At 37.5% G+C, this 14991-nt stretch carries 15 protein-coding genes; 6 read left to right on the forward strand and 9 right to left on the reverse strand.

From position 1 onward, the window contains the following. Window positions 1-5: 5 nt before the first annotated feature. The 3 genes from TDE_RS06575 to TDE_RS06585 all read right to left on the reverse strand — a co-directional run bounded on the left by TDE_RS06575 (window position 6) and on the right by TDE_RS06585 (window position 4549). Window positions 6-1877, reverse strand: a complete 1872-nt coding sequence (locus TDE_RS06575; RefSeq protein WP_002678953.1) for a ribonuclease catalytic domain-containing protein — start codon at window positions 1875-1877, stop codon at window positions 6-8. A gap of 63 nt (window positions 1878-1940) precedes the next feature. Beyond that, a complete protein-coding gene (locus TDE_RS06580) occupies window positions 1941-3809 on the reverse strand; it encodes a hypothetical protein (RefSeq protein ID WP_002678954.1) in 1869 nt (622 codons plus the stop codon). A 77-nt stretch (window positions 3810-3886) separates the two neighbouring features. Continuing rightward, window positions 3887-4549: an HD domain-containing protein gene (locus TDE_RS06585; protein ID WP_002678955.1), complete on the reverse strand. Its 663-nt coding sequence runs from the start codon at window positions 4547-4549 to the stop codon at window positions 3887-3889. A gap of 289 nt (window positions 4550-4838) precedes the next feature. Here TDE_RS06585 and coaD point away from each other — a divergent pair, with 289 nt between their 5' ends. Together coaD and TDE_RS13415 are read left to right on the forward strand one after the other, a co-directional pair. Continuing rightward, a complete protein-coding gene (gene coaD, locus TDE_RS06590; protein ID WP_002678956.1) occupies window positions 4839-5321 on the forward strand; it encodes a pantetheine-phosphate adenylyltransferase in 483 nt (160 codons plus the stop codon). Window positions 5322-5343: 22 nt separating this feature from the next. Then, window positions 5344-5757 carry a hypothetical protein gene (locus TDE_RS13415; protein WP_002678958.1) on the forward strand — a complete coding sequence of 138 codons (414 nt, stop codon included), beginning with the start codon at window positions 5344-5346 and terminating at the stop codon, window positions 5755-5757. A gap of 33 nt (window positions 5758-5790) precedes the next feature. Here TDE_RS13415 and TDE_RS06600 read toward each other — a convergent pair whose 3' ends face one another. The 5 genes from TDE_RS06600 to TDE_RS06620 all read right to left on the reverse strand — a co-directional run bounded on the left by TDE_RS06600 (window position 5791) and on the right by TDE_RS06620 (window position 8613). Beyond that, the gene (locus TDE_RS06600) at window positions 5791-6540 is read right to left on the reverse strand and encodes a hypothetical protein (protein WP_002677935.1); all 750 of its coding nucleotides are present in this window, start codon (window positions 6538-6540) and stop codon (window positions 5791-5793) included. After that, entirely contained in the window at window positions 6518-6664 is a 147-nt protein-coding gene (locus TDE_RS13420) for a type II toxin-antitoxin system HicA family toxin (RefSeq protein WP_010956960.1), read from the reverse strand. Before TDE_RS13420 ends, TDE_RS06600 begins: the two co-directional genes overlap by 23 nt. Before the next feature lie 57 nt (window positions 6665-6721). Beyond that, window positions 6722-7366 (reverse strand): YoaK family protein, encoded by a 645-nt coding sequence (locus TDE_RS06610; protein WP_002678960.1) that lies wholly within the window; start codon window positions 7364-7366, stop codon window positions 6722-6724. A gap of 74 nt (window positions 7367-7440) precedes the next feature. Then, on the reverse strand, window positions 7441-7992 hold the full coding sequence (locus TDE_RS06615; RefSeq protein ID WP_002678963.1) for a DUF2764 family protein: 552 nt from the start codon (window positions 7990-7992) through the stop codon (window positions 7441-7443). Between the two features lie 3 nt (window positions 7993-7995). Beyond that, entirely contained in the window at window positions 7996-8613 is a 618-nt protein-coding gene (locus TDE_RS06620; protein WP_002678965.1) for a V-type ATP synthase subunit E, read from the reverse strand. 144 nt (window positions 8614-8757) lie between these two features. Between TDE_RS06620 and TDE_RS06625 the strand changes: the two genes are divergently transcribed. The 3 genes from TDE_RS06625 to TDE_RS06635 all read left to right on the forward strand — a co-directional run bounded on the left by TDE_RS06625 (window position 8758) and on the right by TDE_RS06635 (window position 13534). Continuing rightward, window positions 8758-9111 carry an ArsR/SmtB family transcription factor gene (locus TDE_RS06625; protein ID WP_002668756.1) on the forward strand — a complete coding sequence of 118 codons (354 nt, stop codon included), beginning with the start codon at window positions 8758-8760 and terminating at the stop codon, window positions 9109-9111. Then, window positions 9112-11454, forward strand: a complete 2343-nt coding sequence (locus tag TDE_RS06630) for a heavy metal translocating P-type ATPase (RefSeq protein WP_002678967.1) — start codon at window positions 9112-9114, stop codon at window positions 11452-11454. Window positions 11455-11698: 244 nt separating this feature from the next. Further along, window positions 11699-13534, forward strand: coding sequence for a methyl-accepting chemotaxis protein (locus tag TDE_RS06635; protein ID WP_002678969.1), 1836 nt, complete (start codon window positions 11699-11701; stop codon window positions 13532-13534). Here the strand turns inward: TDE_RS06635 and TDE_RS06640 are convergent. Further along, window positions 13523-14440, reverse strand: a complete 918-nt coding sequence (locus TDE_RS06640; RefSeq protein WP_002678971.1) for a pseudouridine synthase — start codon at window positions 14438-14440, stop codon at window positions 13523-13525. The two genes, TDE_RS06635 and TDE_RS06640, sit on opposite strands and share 12 nt — an antisense overlap. A gap of 61 nt (window positions 14441-14501) precedes the next feature. Here TDE_RS06640 and TDE_RS06645 point away from each other — a divergent pair, with 61 nt between their 5' ends. Next, the gene (locus tag TDE_RS06645) at window positions 14502-14990 is read left to right on the forward strand and encodes a divergent PAP2 family protein (RefSeq protein WP_002678972.1); all 489 of its coding nucleotides are present in this window, start codon (window positions 14502-14504) and stop codon (window positions 14988-14990) included. The last annotated feature ends 1 nt before the right edge of the window (window position 14991 follow it).

A 14991-nucleotide genomic window follows, 5' to 3' on the forward strand; every position in this document is an offset into this window, starting at 1 on the left:
TCCCTTTACACCTGCACAAATCTTACAGTCAGATTCGGAATATCTATATCCTCGGCTTTTACATTTATGCGTTCGTTAATCGATAATTCTTTTTTTAATCTCATTTCGGTTTCATAGCCGATAGACGGAATGGAAATGCGAGCAGTATTTTTTATTGTTTCTAAGATTACTGCTTCTCCTTGCCAGTCAGGGTTTTGTAATAGATAGATCAGAGTCCAGTGTTGACGCGAGGCTCTTTCAGCATAGGAACAATTTTTGCCTGCAATGTCTCCCGCCGCTATTCTCATAAGAAGGTCATCGGTTTTCATCACCTCTTTTCCGTCGATAAATTTTAAAAGCTGTTGATGGGCAACCAAGTCTCCATAGCGGCGGAGGGGGCTTGTAATTTGACTGTACATTGCAATTCCGAGGGCTGAATGCATTGCAGGAATTGTACCCACATTTCTCGGCCTCATAGCTTTTCTTTTTCGGTATTCGCCCGCAAGACCTTCGGGAAGTTTTTTCGGTAATTCGGGTGCTTCCTGACTTACATACTGAAAGGGAATATTGTTTTTAAAAGCAAAGCGGGCAGCGGCCTCTCCTGCAAGGAGCATCATTTCCTTTATCATCAAAAAAGATTCCGTAAAATTATACGGGCTTATAAAAACTTTTTGGTTCTCATTTTCGGTTTCTACCTTGATTTGAACTTCGGGCATATCTATCGAAACAGCTCCTGCCGCTTCCCGTTTTTTTCTGTTTTTTTCTGCTATTTCAAAAAGATGTTTTAGGTTTGTATTCATCTTTTCTTCATCGGCCTTTTCAAAACTTATACAGCTTACTTTTATTTTGGTACGCAAAATATCTACATCGAGAATTTCAGCCGAGTCATTTAGCTTAAGTTTAAACGACAGGGCATAAGAGTCATCATGCAGGCCGAGGGCAAAGGCATCGACTGCCGATTCTCCCAACATTCGGGATACGCCTTCAGGAATGTAAAGGGTCGCACCCCGTTTCCTTGCGTCCATATCGCTTTTGGAATCGGGGGTAATTATGTCGGCAGGGTTTGCAATGTGAATCCATAAGTTTTCTCCGTCAAAGCATACGGCATCGTCGGGATCGGTGCTGCCCTCGTTGTCGATTGCATAGGAGGTAAGATGAGTCAGGTCTTCGTATTTTTTGTTATGCTCGATAGGAGGCAATTCCAGCTTCGGCGAATTTAAAGGATGCTTAAAGCGGGTGGGGTAGGGGTTTTTTTCTATTTTCCAATAACCTGTACTAATTAAAATCTTATGAGCAGATTCAGGAGTTTCTTTTAAGTGAGCTTCATTTAAAAGTTTTGACTTGTCGGTTTTTTCCAAGGCAAGAGCTTCTATTTCCTGCAAAAAGTGAGAATATTTTTTTAAGTCGAAATTTTCTTCCTTTTTTTCTTTTATAAATTTTGATAAGCTGCTTATAAATTCTTTCCGCTCTTGCTCTTCCGCTTGTTTTTCGGTTTCTTTTTTTAGTGCTGCAGCGGCTATGGACTCAGCTTCTTCTTTTGTTCTTATCTTAATCGGAAGGTCAGGGCTTTCTGCAATAAAAAGAGGAGATGCCGAAACTAAAAGCCAAGCTGCCCACATTTGTTCGGGATTTAAATTTTCCCAAACCAATTCGCTTATTTCAGAGAAGAGGGCTGTTCCTTCTTCAAAAAAGTCGGCGGCTTCATTAAAGTCAGGTTCGGGACAAGCAGCGGTCAAAATGTTTTTTAGCGATGAGGAGTTACTTGGAGCCAAAACGGAAAAATCTTTTTCGCGCACCTTTTTGATGCCCGTTTCCGTTTCTATTTCAAATTTTCCGTCAGCCTGTCCTTTTATAAGAGCCGGACGGTTTTTATATAAGACGATTGCATTTGTATTCATTTTTGTTCCTCAAAATAAGCCGCTTAGAATAAGCATGTTTAAAATAAGCTGCTTACAATAATTTTACAATTCAAGTTTTGTTATGGATATTTGCCTTATAAATCCGTTTAAATATAAAACCTGAATTTTGTTCGACTTATAAAAATAATTTTCACAGTCTCCTGCCGTATAAATCGGTTTACCGAAAAAACTTTCAAAAGATTTTTTTGTTTCTCCTACCCGTAAATCATTGGGCAATGATAAATTGGAATCTGCAAAAATCGAAATCTTTTCTATGTTATTGTTTGTTGCAGTTGAAATTGAAACCTCGGCATTTAAAAAATCGTAATACCACTTTTCAGAAAAATAATTATATTTTATTCCTGAAGGTTTACCCCAATATTCGATTAAATCATCTGTGGTATCTTCAAGCTTAATCTTTTTTAAAATTATAGGATTATATTTTTCCATAGAGAAAATTAAATTACGTAACTGCTCCCTCACCTTTAAGGCTTTTTCCGATTCACCTAAACCAAAAAGCATTCTTGCATAATTAAAGATAATAATTCTTTTATCTATTATGCTTCCTGTAATTAAAAAAAGGCTGTCAGTGCTTGCAGTTGTATTTTTTATCATCGACTCCAAAAGGAGTTTCGCTTTTGTATAATCTTTTTGTGAAAGGTAGAGGAGGGAAGCATAATTTGTATTTGCAATGAGACTTTCCGTTCCGCTCTCGCTCAAATATGCTTTTTCGGCAAGGGAAAGAGCTTGAGCCCTATCATTGATATTGGGAGAATAAAATAGGAGCATTGCATAGGAGGACTCCATCCCGGATTCTTGAATTGAATTTAGGTAGCTTTTATAAGCCCGCACGGCTTCATCATAATCGTTTATATTTCCCGGAATCGATTCCGTTTCTTCGTTTTTTTGATCTATCAAAAGACTTTTGGGATCGAAATTTAAAATCTCATAATTTTGTTTCGCTGTTTTTGAATCTTGTGCAGCTGCAGGATAGGCGGTTAAAAGTCCTTTATTTGAAATACCTGATTCCCATTTTTTATGTGCTGTTATGGCTGCCAATCTTTTAAAATACATATTGTTTGGATAGGCAGTCCGCAGGGCCGAAACTCTTTGCTTTGCATCTTCGATAGCATTTTCATCATCACTTCTGACTGCATCAAGCACATAAAAAATTTCATCGGCAACGGCTTCTGCCTCATCTTTATGTTTAAGTAAATTGCTTATACGCTGTTGCGGTGAAAAGTTATCGGTAAAAAAGCTTTCAAATTTTTTTGCATAATTAGGGTCGGCTTGGATTCTTTTTAGGTCTTCAAGATGGTTATAAAAAAGGTTTGAATCGTAACCTGCAAGTTTTAAAAGAATTAAGGTAAAGCTGTCGGCAGTCAAATTATATGATTTTAAAAGCTCGCTGTTTTTTTCTCCGCTTCTCCTTGGGTCCGAAAAATAGACCAGCTTATTGTCAAGGGCAAAAGATGCCGCTGCGTGGGCTAAAAAAGCTGAAAGCATTTTTTCTCTTTCAATGTTTAAGTTTTTTATTCTTCGCGGAGAAGCTGTTAAATTTTCGGCAATTCGAGCTTCTATGTAATCGAAAAGTCCCGTACTTATCAAGATTGTTCCATCAGGATAAATTCCGCATTTGATTATTTGACTTTCTTCAATAATGAGGCGCATTCTGCCTCGGTAAAGCTCGTTATTTCTTATGAGCATAAAAAGGGAGGCATTAAGCACTTCCTGCCAAACTCCTAAATTTTCGCCGGATATTTCATTGATTGAGGCCGCCGAGATTTCGTTTCGATAAAAATCCATGGCTTCGGTTCGTATTTCTTTAATTGACTTGTCATTTTCTTGGGCAAAAACTTGAGTATAGCCCTGAAAAAGCGTTAAAATGAGAGTAAAACAACAAAGTTTCCGTATAAATTTTCTTTTCATCATTTGCATATAATAGCACAATATCGGATTTTTAGCAAGATTTTCGCATTGGGTTTTGTATCAATGGCAATACATATCGATTAAAACACATCCTCGCTTATTTTTAATTGCTCTTTTAGTTTTTCGTAAAACTCAATGTAAAATACCAGTCTCTCTTTCCATAGATCTTCCGCAGATTTTGTTCCCAGTTCCATGTTTAGCAATTTGTAAAGCTCATTGAGTCTCTTTTCAACATAATCTTTTTTAAGCGAAATATTCATATCTTTAAAATTATTGTTATGCAGAGTTTCATAAATCCTATACACATCAAATCTGTCAATATTATCCGCATCTCCTACCGTCAGAGCAAATGAGGTGCGCTCTCCCTCAAAATCGGCTTTGTCGTCTACATGAATCGCTATTCCGTAACATATATCGTTAATCCTATCTTCAGGTAATCCCAATTCTTTAAGAAAAGGATAGGAGATTTTTGCCGCATTTCGTCCATGGTTAAGCCAATCCTCCTTGCCGCAGAATTCTTCGCAGTAAGAAATATCATGGAGAAGACAGGCAATTATCATTTCCGTAATGGAAAAATTTTCTTTTTCGGCTATCGCTTTGCCGATATTTGCAACGCGGTAAGAATGTTCAAGCCGGTATGCTTTTTCTTCGGGATGTCCGCTTAAATATTTACTCTCATCGAATTTTCTTTTTAGAAAAGCCTTTGTTTTTTCAATCAATATATTATTTATTTCGCACTTCATGGCGGAAGTATAATTAAATACTCGGAAAAATTCAAGAGAACTGATGATGCCCTTATCTTTGACGGCATTCGGCAGTTATTCTGTTATGGAAATAAAACCTAAGGCCCGCTTCAACCGGCAAGGTAAATAATACCTTAAAAAATTCAACAATCAACATCAATAAATATACCTTGATTTTTTCTCATAAGTACGATTAAAATATTCTTTGTCAGGATATTGTTGTAGCCTGATTTCTATCTTTTTTCCGGTCTGCTTGATTAAAGGCCCTATAATATGTTAGAGTAGGCCAATGGTAAAAGCTGTTTTTGCAGGGTCCTTTGATCCGCCCACCTTCGGGCATTTAAACGTAATTGAAAGAGCTCAAAAGATATTCACCGAGGTACATGTCGTAATCGCCGTAAATAACAATAAAAATTATTTATTTTCGGGTGAAGAACGTAAGCATATGATGGAAGAACTTACCCAAAAATGGGATAATGTTTTTGTAAATACTTGGAATTCGCTGATAGTAAACTATGCCGAAAAAATCGGTGCCAATGTTTTAATCCGCGGAGTGCGAAATGTTTCCGATTTTTCCTATGAATTCGATCTTGCCGTTATGAATAAGGGTTTAAACCAAAAGATAGAAACCGTTTTTATGGTTCCCGACACAAAGTACTTTGTGTTGCGTTCAAGTTCCATAAAAGAATTGGCATCCTTCGGCGGAAACCTTTCCGGTATGGTTCCTCCCATAGTCGAAAAAGCCTTAAAGGAAAAAATAGAGGAAATATAAAACCGTTTGCGTAGGGGTATAGATGTTTATTATAGAAATTTTAGTTCCCATTTTCCTTTTGGTGTGGTCTATTTCATCTTTTTTAGGGTATTTATACACCCGTTATTTAATAGATAAATACGATAGGGCTGTCTTACCCGGATGCCGTATTAAGGCCCAAAAATATCAATGGAGCTCAAAAAAGGTCTGGGAAGACTCTTTTACCCTGCTTTCCGGCTTGTGGTTAAAATTTTTTTGTATCTTTGCACCTATAAGCCTTAGTATTGATAGTCTTTGGCTCTTCCTTAAATCCTTCCGCTTATATATCTCGATAGCCGGAGGCCTATTTTTTCTAATTTTTATGATTATATTTATGATAAAGGGAATAAAGATACACAAGTCTTTTTGCTCAAAAGGGTGGTTTTGGACTTCTTATAATACCGGAAAATCAAACTGAATTAAGATGATTTAAGACGGTTTCAATTTATGATTATTCTATTTGAAACCATTTTGATAAGGGCATGGTCCGTCCTGCCTTGTTCCAATTATGGTAGTGTTCAAAAACCTTGGATACTATATGGAATTTTTGAACCAAGATATCGATTGCCAAAAAACTACGCCAGTAATTATAAAAAATTGAAGTATAATTCTCATCATAGGTTTCTTGTCCGAAACTTTCTATAGATGAAATGCCGTATTTTTCTTCAAAAAGTTTGACCAGACTAGTATTAATTTGTTTTTCTTTTTCAAATTCTTCGGTTGTAAGAAAAAATTTTTTGCTTATATATTCGACCATCCCTTCTTCAAACCAAATGCCTTCTGTCAATTTTTTTTCATCTTCGAAATCGTCAAGAAAGAGTTCGCTTTGATGCATTAATTCATGTCCTATTATTTGCAAAATACTATTTTCATTTATGTCATTTGAATAGTAACTTTGAATATTTTCCACAGTCTTGAGTTCGTAGACTTCGAGTTGTTTTAAATATATGGATTTCCAAATATTAAGTTCAGGTGTGATAACCATTCTAATTTCATTGGTATATGCCGGAATACTTATGCTGCTGTGTACCCTTGTTGCCATATCAAAATCTGCAAAAACTATATATTCAGGCAGATCTTTTACACTGTAGGAATTTTGAATAAAATCAATATAAGCCGCTATTTTACTTTTATGAGTTTCTAAAAATAAATTATATTCTTTAAATTTATCGATGCTTCTAATTGAATATGCATATTCCATATATTTTATTTCTCATTTTATACCTCTTAATTTTCAAGTGTTTTAATTGATAATGTGAACCTTTAGTTTCACAAATATACCATCCGTTTTGTTTTAAGAGCTTTAACACTTCCTTTGCTGTCATATGTAAATTATATGTATAAAAAATGCGTATGTCAATGGTTGAAATTTATTTTCAATCTTACTGTTTTTTCCTCATCATAAAATAGTAAAGGCCGGCGATAAGATAAAGACAGGCAGAACTTATAAAAAATGAGCCGATTTTGATAAGGCCTGCTGTAATTCCTCCGGCTAAGAAAAAAAGAATGTTGAGGCTGTAAAACAAAAAAAATCGGAATTTGTCTTTTTTGCCCCTAAGGCACATAGCTAGGGCAAAGGCAGCATCTGTAAGGTAGCCTGTTATGTGGGTGGTTCTTACAAGGATATCTCCATAGAAGATAAACATGGCGTTTTGAACTCCTGCTGCGAAGCTTAGGGCAGATACTTTGAGGATTTGGGGTGTTTTAAACAGTGCTAAACTTAAAAATATCATAGCCAGGCCCATCAGCAAGATTCCGTATCTTTTCTTTAATCCGAATTTTCTTTGGTGGAATAAAAGTCCTGATATGAAGGCTCCCGCAAAAAAGGCAAGAATCGCTGAACCGATTATAAAAACTTCCGTTATATTTTTGTTTGCAATTGAAAGGGCAAGATGACTTACATTCCCTGTATGATGGCTTACAGGCAAAGAAAAGCTGCGGATTGCTCCTACATTTATAAAACCCGACAAGAAGGTTAAAAAGGCTATCCAGACTTTAAATCTCAGGTCTTTTAAGGTGTTGGACATAACTAACCTATAAGCCTAAAATCCGGCCATTTGTTTTAAGAACCGGTTTTATAATCAGCTTATAAATAAGCGGCTTATTTTTCTTCATCGAGGATAGTGTTGTATATCGAAGAATATTCTTCTTTTCCTTTTTCCATTTCAAATTTAGATGCTCTCTCTCTCAAAAGGAGCTTAACAGCATAGGCAAAAATTCCATCGGAAGAGAAGTTTTCAGCCCCTCTTACCGTATCGGCAGCCTGAAACCTTGCATTATCCAAAAAAGTTTCGGCCTCAAGAGGATTTTGAATTGAAGCGGCTGTTCTTGCAATTTGTACCGGTGTAAAAGCCGAAGAAAGCAAAACTCTTTCGTCATAGGAAATAGGAGCTTCCCATTTCAGCTTTGCCGAGCGTACCTGCTCAAGGGCTATTCTAAGAGAACGCTCAAACTCATACCACTTATCCAAATAGGCGGAGCCTGTGCTTTTTTCTTCTCTTGGAGGCTCAAGGGTTAGATTTTCCAAAATTTGAGCATCTTTTTTTGAAAGAGAACGCAAAGCCAGTTCTTTAAAGGCTTTAAAGCTCATAGGAGGCTGTAGATTAGGAAAAATTGAAGGCAGTTGAGCCGTCAAATAATAGTAGGATGCCACCTTTTAAAGCTCCTTTGCCGCATTCTTTAAAATTTCGGCTGTTTTAGGGCTTAGATATGATGAGAACAAATCCGCAACGGCTTCTGCCGAGAAGTCATAATAGGCAGATCCGTCCTTAGTACCGATTCTAAATCCGCCTGCTATCTTGCTGTCGGCTTTAAGTTCCATGCCCTTAGCAATATGATCTTTTAAGGCTGCACTTAAAGAGGATTCGAGCTCTTTAAGGTCCTTGTCTGCAAGAATTACTGATAAATTCTCGGTATTGCCGGTTTTTACCCAGCCCTTGACTGCTTCGGGAATCAGATTTTTTAGAACTGCTGAATCGTAATTTTTGGCTGTTTCAGCCTTTATAATGGCATTAAGTTCATTTAAAAGACCTTGTCTGAATGAAATAAGAGTATTTCTGCCGGCTTGGTCTATTGAAGATTCGGCAGCTTTTTGGAATCTGAGAGCTTCAGCTTCAGCTTTTTTTACGCTTTCCTGAGCTTCAGCTTCGGCTTTTTCGATAATATTTTTTGCTTTTTCCTCTGCTGCTCTGATAATTTCAGCTGCTTTTTCATCGGCAGCGGCAACTCCGTCTTTTTTTATCTTATCAACAAGCTCTTGCAATTGAACTTCCATATATGTCTCCTTAACAAAGTTATGCTTTCAACATTGTAACAGAAAAACTAATTATTAGCAAGATAGGACTTGACAATTTTTTTAAATTTATTATAATTATAAATGAACATATGAGCATTTGTTCATATGAATAGGTGATAGAATATGATAGAAGATGATGAAATAGGTGTTTCGAATGAAGAAACTGTGGCTCATGCAAGGGCTAAGATGCCCGATGAGCAGACAATGAGCGACTTGGGAGATTTTTTTAAAAACTTCGGAGATTCTACGAGGATTAAGATTGTTTCCGCTCTTATTTCCGGGGAGCTCTGTGTAGCCGACCTTGCAGAAGTTTTGGAAATGTCGGCTTCGGCCGTTTCTCACCAGCTTAGAATTTTAAGGCAGGCTAAGATAGTAAAAAGCCGCCGAAACGGAAAACAGGTTTATTATACAATAGATGACAACCATGTCGGAATTCTATATTCCGTCGGTTTGGAACACATTAGGGAGGGCAGGTAAATGGATTATAAAAAAGAAAACGAACACAAGCATGAGCACAGTCATGAAGAACATCATGATCATCACGAACACGGTCATCACGAGCATAAGCACGATGAACATCATGAACATGAACACCATGGACACGGCCATCACGATCATCACGATCATCACGAACATAGCCACGATGAACATTGCGGCTGTGGGCATGACCATGAAGAAAAAGATTGCCGTATGCGTGGACACGATCACCATGGGCACAGTCATGATGAACATCACGACCACTGTACCTGCGGCCATGACCACCACGAACATGACCACAGCGGACACGATCATCACGGGCATAGTCATGATGACCATCATGAACATTGCGCTTGCGGACACGATCATTCAGGCTGTGGCTGTGAACATCATCACGGCTCCTCAAAAGAGATGGTAGTACAATTCGGTATTTCGGCCTTGTTTTTTGCCGGAGGTATTTTTACCCGTATTTTTTTTGCGGAAGCCGGAATACAAATTAAGAATTTTTATGCAGCTTTTTCGACGGTTTTATTTGTTATAGCGTGGCTGATAGCAGGCTACAAGGTTTTGTTGACTTCGGTAAAAAATATTTTAAAAGGTCAAGTTTTTGATGAAAATTTTTTGATGTCTGTTGCAACAATCGGTGCCTTTATTTTAGGTGACTGGACCGAGGGTGCAGCGGTTATGCTCTTTTACAATTTAGGCGAGGTGGTACAGCACTCGGCCGTCGAAAAATCGAGGCGTTCAATCATAGATCTTATGGACCTCCGACCCGATTTTGCCCGCCTTTATGATTCCGATTCTAAAGAAAAACTTGTAGATCCTGCAAGCGTAAAAATCGGTTCCTTGGTTCTTGTAAAAGCCGGTGAAAAAATCCCCTTGGACGGTGTCATTTATGAAGGAAGTGCCGAACTTGATACCTCATCTATGACGGGAGAAAGCCTTCCGCGTACTGCAGAAAAAGGCAGCCCCGTACTTGCAGGTTTTGTAAACTTAACGGGAGTTATAACGGTAAAGACAACAGCTTCTTTAGAAAATACCGCTGCCTCAAAGATGCTTGAGCTAATTGAGTCCGCACAAAACAGAAAGGCTAGGGTAGAACGCTTTATTACATCCTTTGCGAAGATTTACACTCCGATAGTTACGATAGGAGCGGTTCTTCTTTCGGTTTTACCGCCTCTTTTAAGTGCGCTTATTTTTTCAACGCCTATTAACGGCTGGGAAAGTTTTGCTCCGTGGATTTCACGCGGCCTTGTATTTTTGGTAATTTCCTGTCCTTGTGCCTTTGTTATTTCGGTTCCGCTGGGGTATTTCGGCGGAATAGGAGGAGCTGCAAAACGGGGTATACTGATTAAAGGTGCCGATTACATAGATGCCCTTTCAAAGGCCGATGCCGTTGTCTTCGACAAAACGGGAACTCTTACCAAGGGTGTTCTAAAGGTTATGACCTTAATGCCTGCGGAAAATGTAGAAAAATATGAATTTTTAAAATTGACCGCTCTTGCCGAATTCAATTCTCATCATCCTATAGCTAAAGCCGTTCAAGATTGTGCCCTAATTAACTTGTCCGAAGAGGTAACAAAGACTTTTCCAAATGCCGAGCTTACAGACTATTACGAAAAGGCTGGAAAAGGTATCTCGGTAAATTACAAGGGAAAGAGCCTTTTAGCCGGAAAAAATTCCTTTATAAGCGAAAACATAGGAAAGGAAATTCCTTTATATGGAGATGAGATAGGCGGAACTCAAGTTTATGCCGCTTATGACGGTGAGTACATAGGCTGCTTGATTTTAACCGATACGCTTAAAAATGAAGCTAGGGAAGCTATATCCGATTTAAATAAATTGGGGCTTTCAAGGGTAGAAATACTTACCGGCGATAATGAAAAATCGGCCAAAAAGATTGCAGAAGATTTGGGCATAAAAAATTACACCTCAATGCTTTTACCCCATGAAAAGGTTTCAAGGTTTGAGGAAATTTCCGATGAAGTAAAAGCAAAGAATAAGAAGGCTTCTGTTATCTTTGTAGGAGACGGTATAAACGATGCTCCCGTATTGGCACGCTCGGATGCAGGTATAGCTATGGGCGGTATAGGAAGTGATGCTGCCATTGAGGCGGCTGATGTTGTTCTTATGAACGATAATCCCCGTCTTGTTGCTGCGGCCGTAAAACATGCAAGGTTTACCCGAAAAATAGTTTGGCAAAATATAGCCTTGGCCTTCGGTATAAAAATCGGCTTTTTAACCTTGGGCGCTCTCGGTCTTGCAAACCTTTGGGCTGCTGTTTTTGCCGATGTCGGAGTTGCCTTATTGGCCGTATTTAATTCTTTAAGAGCAAAAAGATAGCTCAATATTGATAAATTACAAAATTAAGAAAAACCGGCTCAGCTTTTTACTTGGCTAAGGGCCGGTTTTTCTTACTATAAAAGATATACATCATCAAAAGATAGTCATCGGGTGTTATCATTTCCATTTCCGTGTAAATAATCCAATCGCTCATGTATTCTATTCATAATAAATCAAATTTTTAAGCTTGAAGAATTTAAAGAAAAGGTTTAAAATTGATATAATAAATAAAGGAGAAAGTTTTATGGAAAAAGTTAATGTAATTGTTCCCCCTCCGCCAAAAAAGATTTTAGTTTTTGATCTATTTACCAATCTTGGTTGGATTGCCGGTAATTTTTTTACTTCTATTTTTGTCGGAAGTTCATCTAATTTGAAGGCTGTTGTGAGCTCAAAGGTCTTTATAATAGGTATGCTGATTGCCGTTTTAAGTCCCGTCGTAAAACAAAAACTTTTTTTCCCTGCAATTATAAACTGGGAAGAAAATCCGGAAAAGGCGAAAAGAAATATATTAAGATATGAAACCTTTTTGTTGGTAGTGCCGCTGCTGTTTACCATTACTGTTCCTCTCATATCTTTGGAAGTTGGAATTATTGGGGAAACAGGTATGTTCTTATCCTCTCTTTTTAGTACCATAGGTAATATATTCTTGTTGGGTACTATATTTTCTTCAAGTACTATTAGAGCTTTTGAAAAATGGGTTTCCTTTATTCCTGTTGAAGAAAAGTATCTATCGTTTTCAATGATAAAAAAAGTTACTATTGCAAGTATTACTTGTATTATAGCCGTTATTCTTCTTGTACTTGCACCTATCGTACGTTTTGAAAATCAAAATATTTATGAAAGACTTATAAATTCCGTTTTACCTTTGTTCATTTACGGTTTAATTTTATCGGTGCTAAGTTTAGGGATTATAATAAAATCTATCGAAGTTAGAATTTTTTTGATTCAAAGAATAATAAAGGATCTGGCTGATGGAAATTATAAGAGGGAACCTGTCGCAAGCTGGAACAGGGATGAGATAGCTCTTTTACTGGTGGATATCGGTAAGCTTTTGACTTTTAACAAAACTTTTATAAAGGAGCTTAATGAAAGTGTAGGCCTTTCAGGAGATACGGCCGAATTTCTTTTGTCAAATATGGATAAAACATCCGAGTCAGTCAGAAAAATAACCGACAATATTTCTTCAGCTAGAAATCATATCCAAGATCAATCTTCAGGTGTTGTAAAGATGCAGGGGACCTTAAATCAAATGGCCTCAGGTATAGAAAAATTAGGAAAGAATATTGAAAGTCAGTCTGCAGCCGTTACGGAATCCGTTTCAACGATAGAAGAAATGGTTTCCAATATTCAGTCCGTAACAAAAACCGTAAAAGAAAATGTCGACTCCATCGAAAAACTAAACGCTTCTGCCGAATCAGGCAATCAAGCCGTTTCGACCGCACACACTATAGCAAAAAATATTACCGATGATTCGGATGGACTTTTGGAGGCTTCTAATGTTATTCAGCATATTGCAAGTCAAACAAACCTTCTTGCAATGAATGCGGCTATTGAGGCTGCTCATGCGGGAGAGTCGGGAAAGGGCTTTGCCGTAGTTGCTGACGAAATCAGAAAACTGGCTGAAGAATCAAGTACTCAAGGAAAAACGATTACGACCGTATTAAATAATCTCAAAACTAAGATTGAAGAGCTTAATTCTGCCGCCGAGACTACGGAAGTGCAATTTGCCGAAATAATGAAAATTCTTTCGACGGTAAATGACGGAAGCAGCTCTATAATGCATGCTATGACAGAGCAAAGCTCCGGAAGCAGTCAAGTTTTGGATGCCATAAAAGAAATAAGCGATATAACTTATGATGTAAAAAGCGGTTCCTTGGAAATACTTAAAGGAAATACTGAGGTCAGCAAAGAAATTTCAAAACTGGTAGAAATTTCTAAACTGATAAACCAAGGTATGGATGGTATAGGAAACGATACCGGACAAATAAATGAAATTATAACTCAGGTAAGCGGAATAAGCGAAAAGAATGAAGAGGCTGTCACTAAGGTTATGAAGTACCTGTCTCAACTAAGTTTTTAAGCTTGCCAAATCTATACCAAATAAACTTTTGACCGCCCTCTTAAAGTTTTCGGGAAGGGGGGCGGTAATCTCCTTTGGTAAGTCGTCTAAAAACGGTTCCGAAAATATTAACTTATAGGCATGTAAAAAATATGTAGTTTTTTTTGATAAATCTTCAGAAAATGCTTTTTTTTGTTTTGAGCCGTATTTTTTATCGTTTAAAAGGGGAGTGCCGAACTGAGAGCATTGTATTCTTATTTGGTGCTTCCTTCCGGTTATAAGATTAAAAAGCACAAGACTTAAATTTTCTTCTTTTGAAAAATCAAGAATTCTTATAAGACAAAGACATTCTTTTCCGTCGATTATGCTTTTAAATTCGCTTAAAGAAGGGCGCCCCTCAGTTATTCCGATGTAAAATTTACCTATCTTTCCTTCCTGCAGGGCCCTTGAAAATCCCTGTGCTCCTTTTAAACTTTGAGAAAAGGCCAGAATTCCGCTTGTATCCTTATCCAGTCTATGCAGGGCTCCTACTTTAAAGGAAAGACTTTTTTCTTTTGACGGAAAATATTTTAAAACAGCCTCACAAAGACTTTTTTCTCCATGTACAAGCTCTCCGGATCTTTTGTTTATAAAGAGTAAATCATCGGTTTTTAATAGAACGTCAGGTTTTGAAATTGAATAATTTGTTTGATCTTCTGATGCGGGTGCAGTTAAGCCGAATAGGCTCAAATCCATTGAAATTTCATCGCCTTTTTGGGTTAAGTAGGCTCCGTTTTCTTTTTTACCGTTGACCCTTATCTTCCCTCTGCGTATTGCCGAATATACGCCGGAAAGGGGCATCTTTCCTAAAAATTTTCGTATTACACGGTCCAGTCTCCTGCCTGAATCATCTTCGCCTATATAAAAAATCTTATTTTCTTTACTCATTTATACATTATATACCATTTACAGACTTGACAAAAGAGCTATTTTGTAGAGAATTAAAGATATGTTGGAAGCGATGTATAAAATGCAGTGGATTATGTTTTTTTCTAATCCGATTTTTTTGTCCGCTATAACAAGCTGGATGATGAGTCAGATTATAAAGACTATTTTTGCATTATTTAATGCCTCAATAAAGACCCCTATAGATTTTTTTGAGCTGGTGTTTTGGCGTACCGGCGGAATGCCTTCAAGTCACTCCGCTCTTGTAGCATCTTTAACCGTCAGCATAGGTATAAGGCAGGGGTTTGATTCGGATCTTTTTATTTTTGCCTGTTTTATGGCACTTATAGTTATAAGGGATGCTGTAGGCGTAAGAAGGTCCAGCGGTTTGCAGGCTAAGGCTCTAAATGACCTCGGTGCAAAGTTTGCCGAAAAGAATGAAGGGTATCATTTTAGAGCAGTAAGGGAAATCCAAGGACACAAGCCCGTTGAAGCTGTTGCCGGCATTATTCTTGGTATAATCACATCAATATTATTTGCTTATTTTGGATAAG

Source organism: Treponema denticola ATCC 35405, from assembly GCF_000008185.1.
In the GTDB taxonomy this organism is placed as follows: Bacteria; Spirochaetota; Spirochaetia; order Treponematales; family Treponemataceae; genus Treponema_B; species Treponema_B denticola.

Excerpts from the sequence above, each read along its gene's own strand:
- coaD (WP_002678956.1), top strand. The coding sequence starts at position 4,839 with ATGGTAAAAGCTGTTTTTGCAGGGTCCTTTGATCCGCCCACCTTCGGG.
- TDE_RS06620 (WP_002678965.1), bottom strand. The coding sequence starts at position 8,613 with ATGGAAGTTCAATTGCAAGAGCTTGTTGATAAGATAAAAAAAGACGGA.
- TDE_RS06580 (WP_002678954.1), bottom strand. The coding sequence starts at position 3,809 with ATGATGAAAAGAAAATTTATACGGAAACTTTGTTGTTTTACTCTCATT.
- TDE_RS06585 (WP_002678955.1), bottom strand. The coding sequence starts at position 4,549 with ATGAAGTGCGAAATAAATAATATATTGATTGAAAAAACAAAGGCTTTT.
- TDE_RS06645 (WP_002678972.1), top strand. The coding sequence starts at position 14,502 with ATGTTGGAAGCGATGTATAAAATGCAGTGGATTATGTTTTTTTCTAAT.
- TDE_RS13415 (WP_002678958.1), top strand. The coding sequence starts at position 5,344 with ATGTTTATTATAGAAATTTTAGTTCCCATTTTCCTTTTGGTGTGGTCT.
- TDE_RS06625 (WP_002668756.1), top strand. The coding sequence starts at position 8,758 with ATGATAGAAGATGATGAAATAGGTGTTTCGAATGAAGAAACTGTGGCT.
- TDE_RS06640 (WP_002678971.1), bottom strand. The coding sequence starts at position 14,440 with ATGAGTAAAGAAAATAAGATTTTTTATATAGGCGAAGATGATTCAGGC.
- TDE_RS06610 (WP_002678960.1), bottom strand. The coding sequence starts at position 7,366 with ATGTCCAACACCTTAAAAGACCTGAGATTTAAAGTCTGGATAGCCTTT.
- TDE_RS06575 (WP_002678953.1), bottom strand. The coding sequence starts at position 1,877 with ATGAATACAAATGCAATCGTCTTATATAAAAACCGTCCGGCTCTTATA.
- TDE_RS13420 (WP_010956960.1), bottom strand. The coding sequence starts at position 6,664 with ATGACAGCAAAGGAAGTGTTAAAGCTCTTAAAACAAAACGGATGGTAT.
- TDE_RS06600 (WP_002677935.1), bottom strand. The coding sequence starts at position 6,540 with ATGGAATATGCATATTCAATTAGAAGCATCGATAAATTTAAAGAATAT.
- TDE_RS06630 (WP_002678967.1), top strand. The coding sequence starts at position 9,112 with ATGGATTATAAAAAAGAAAACGAACACAAGCATGAGCACAGTCATGAA.
- TDE_RS06635 (WP_002678969.1), top strand. The coding sequence starts at position 11,699 with ATGGAAAAAGTTAATGTAATTGTTCCCCCTCCGCCAAAAAAGATTTTA.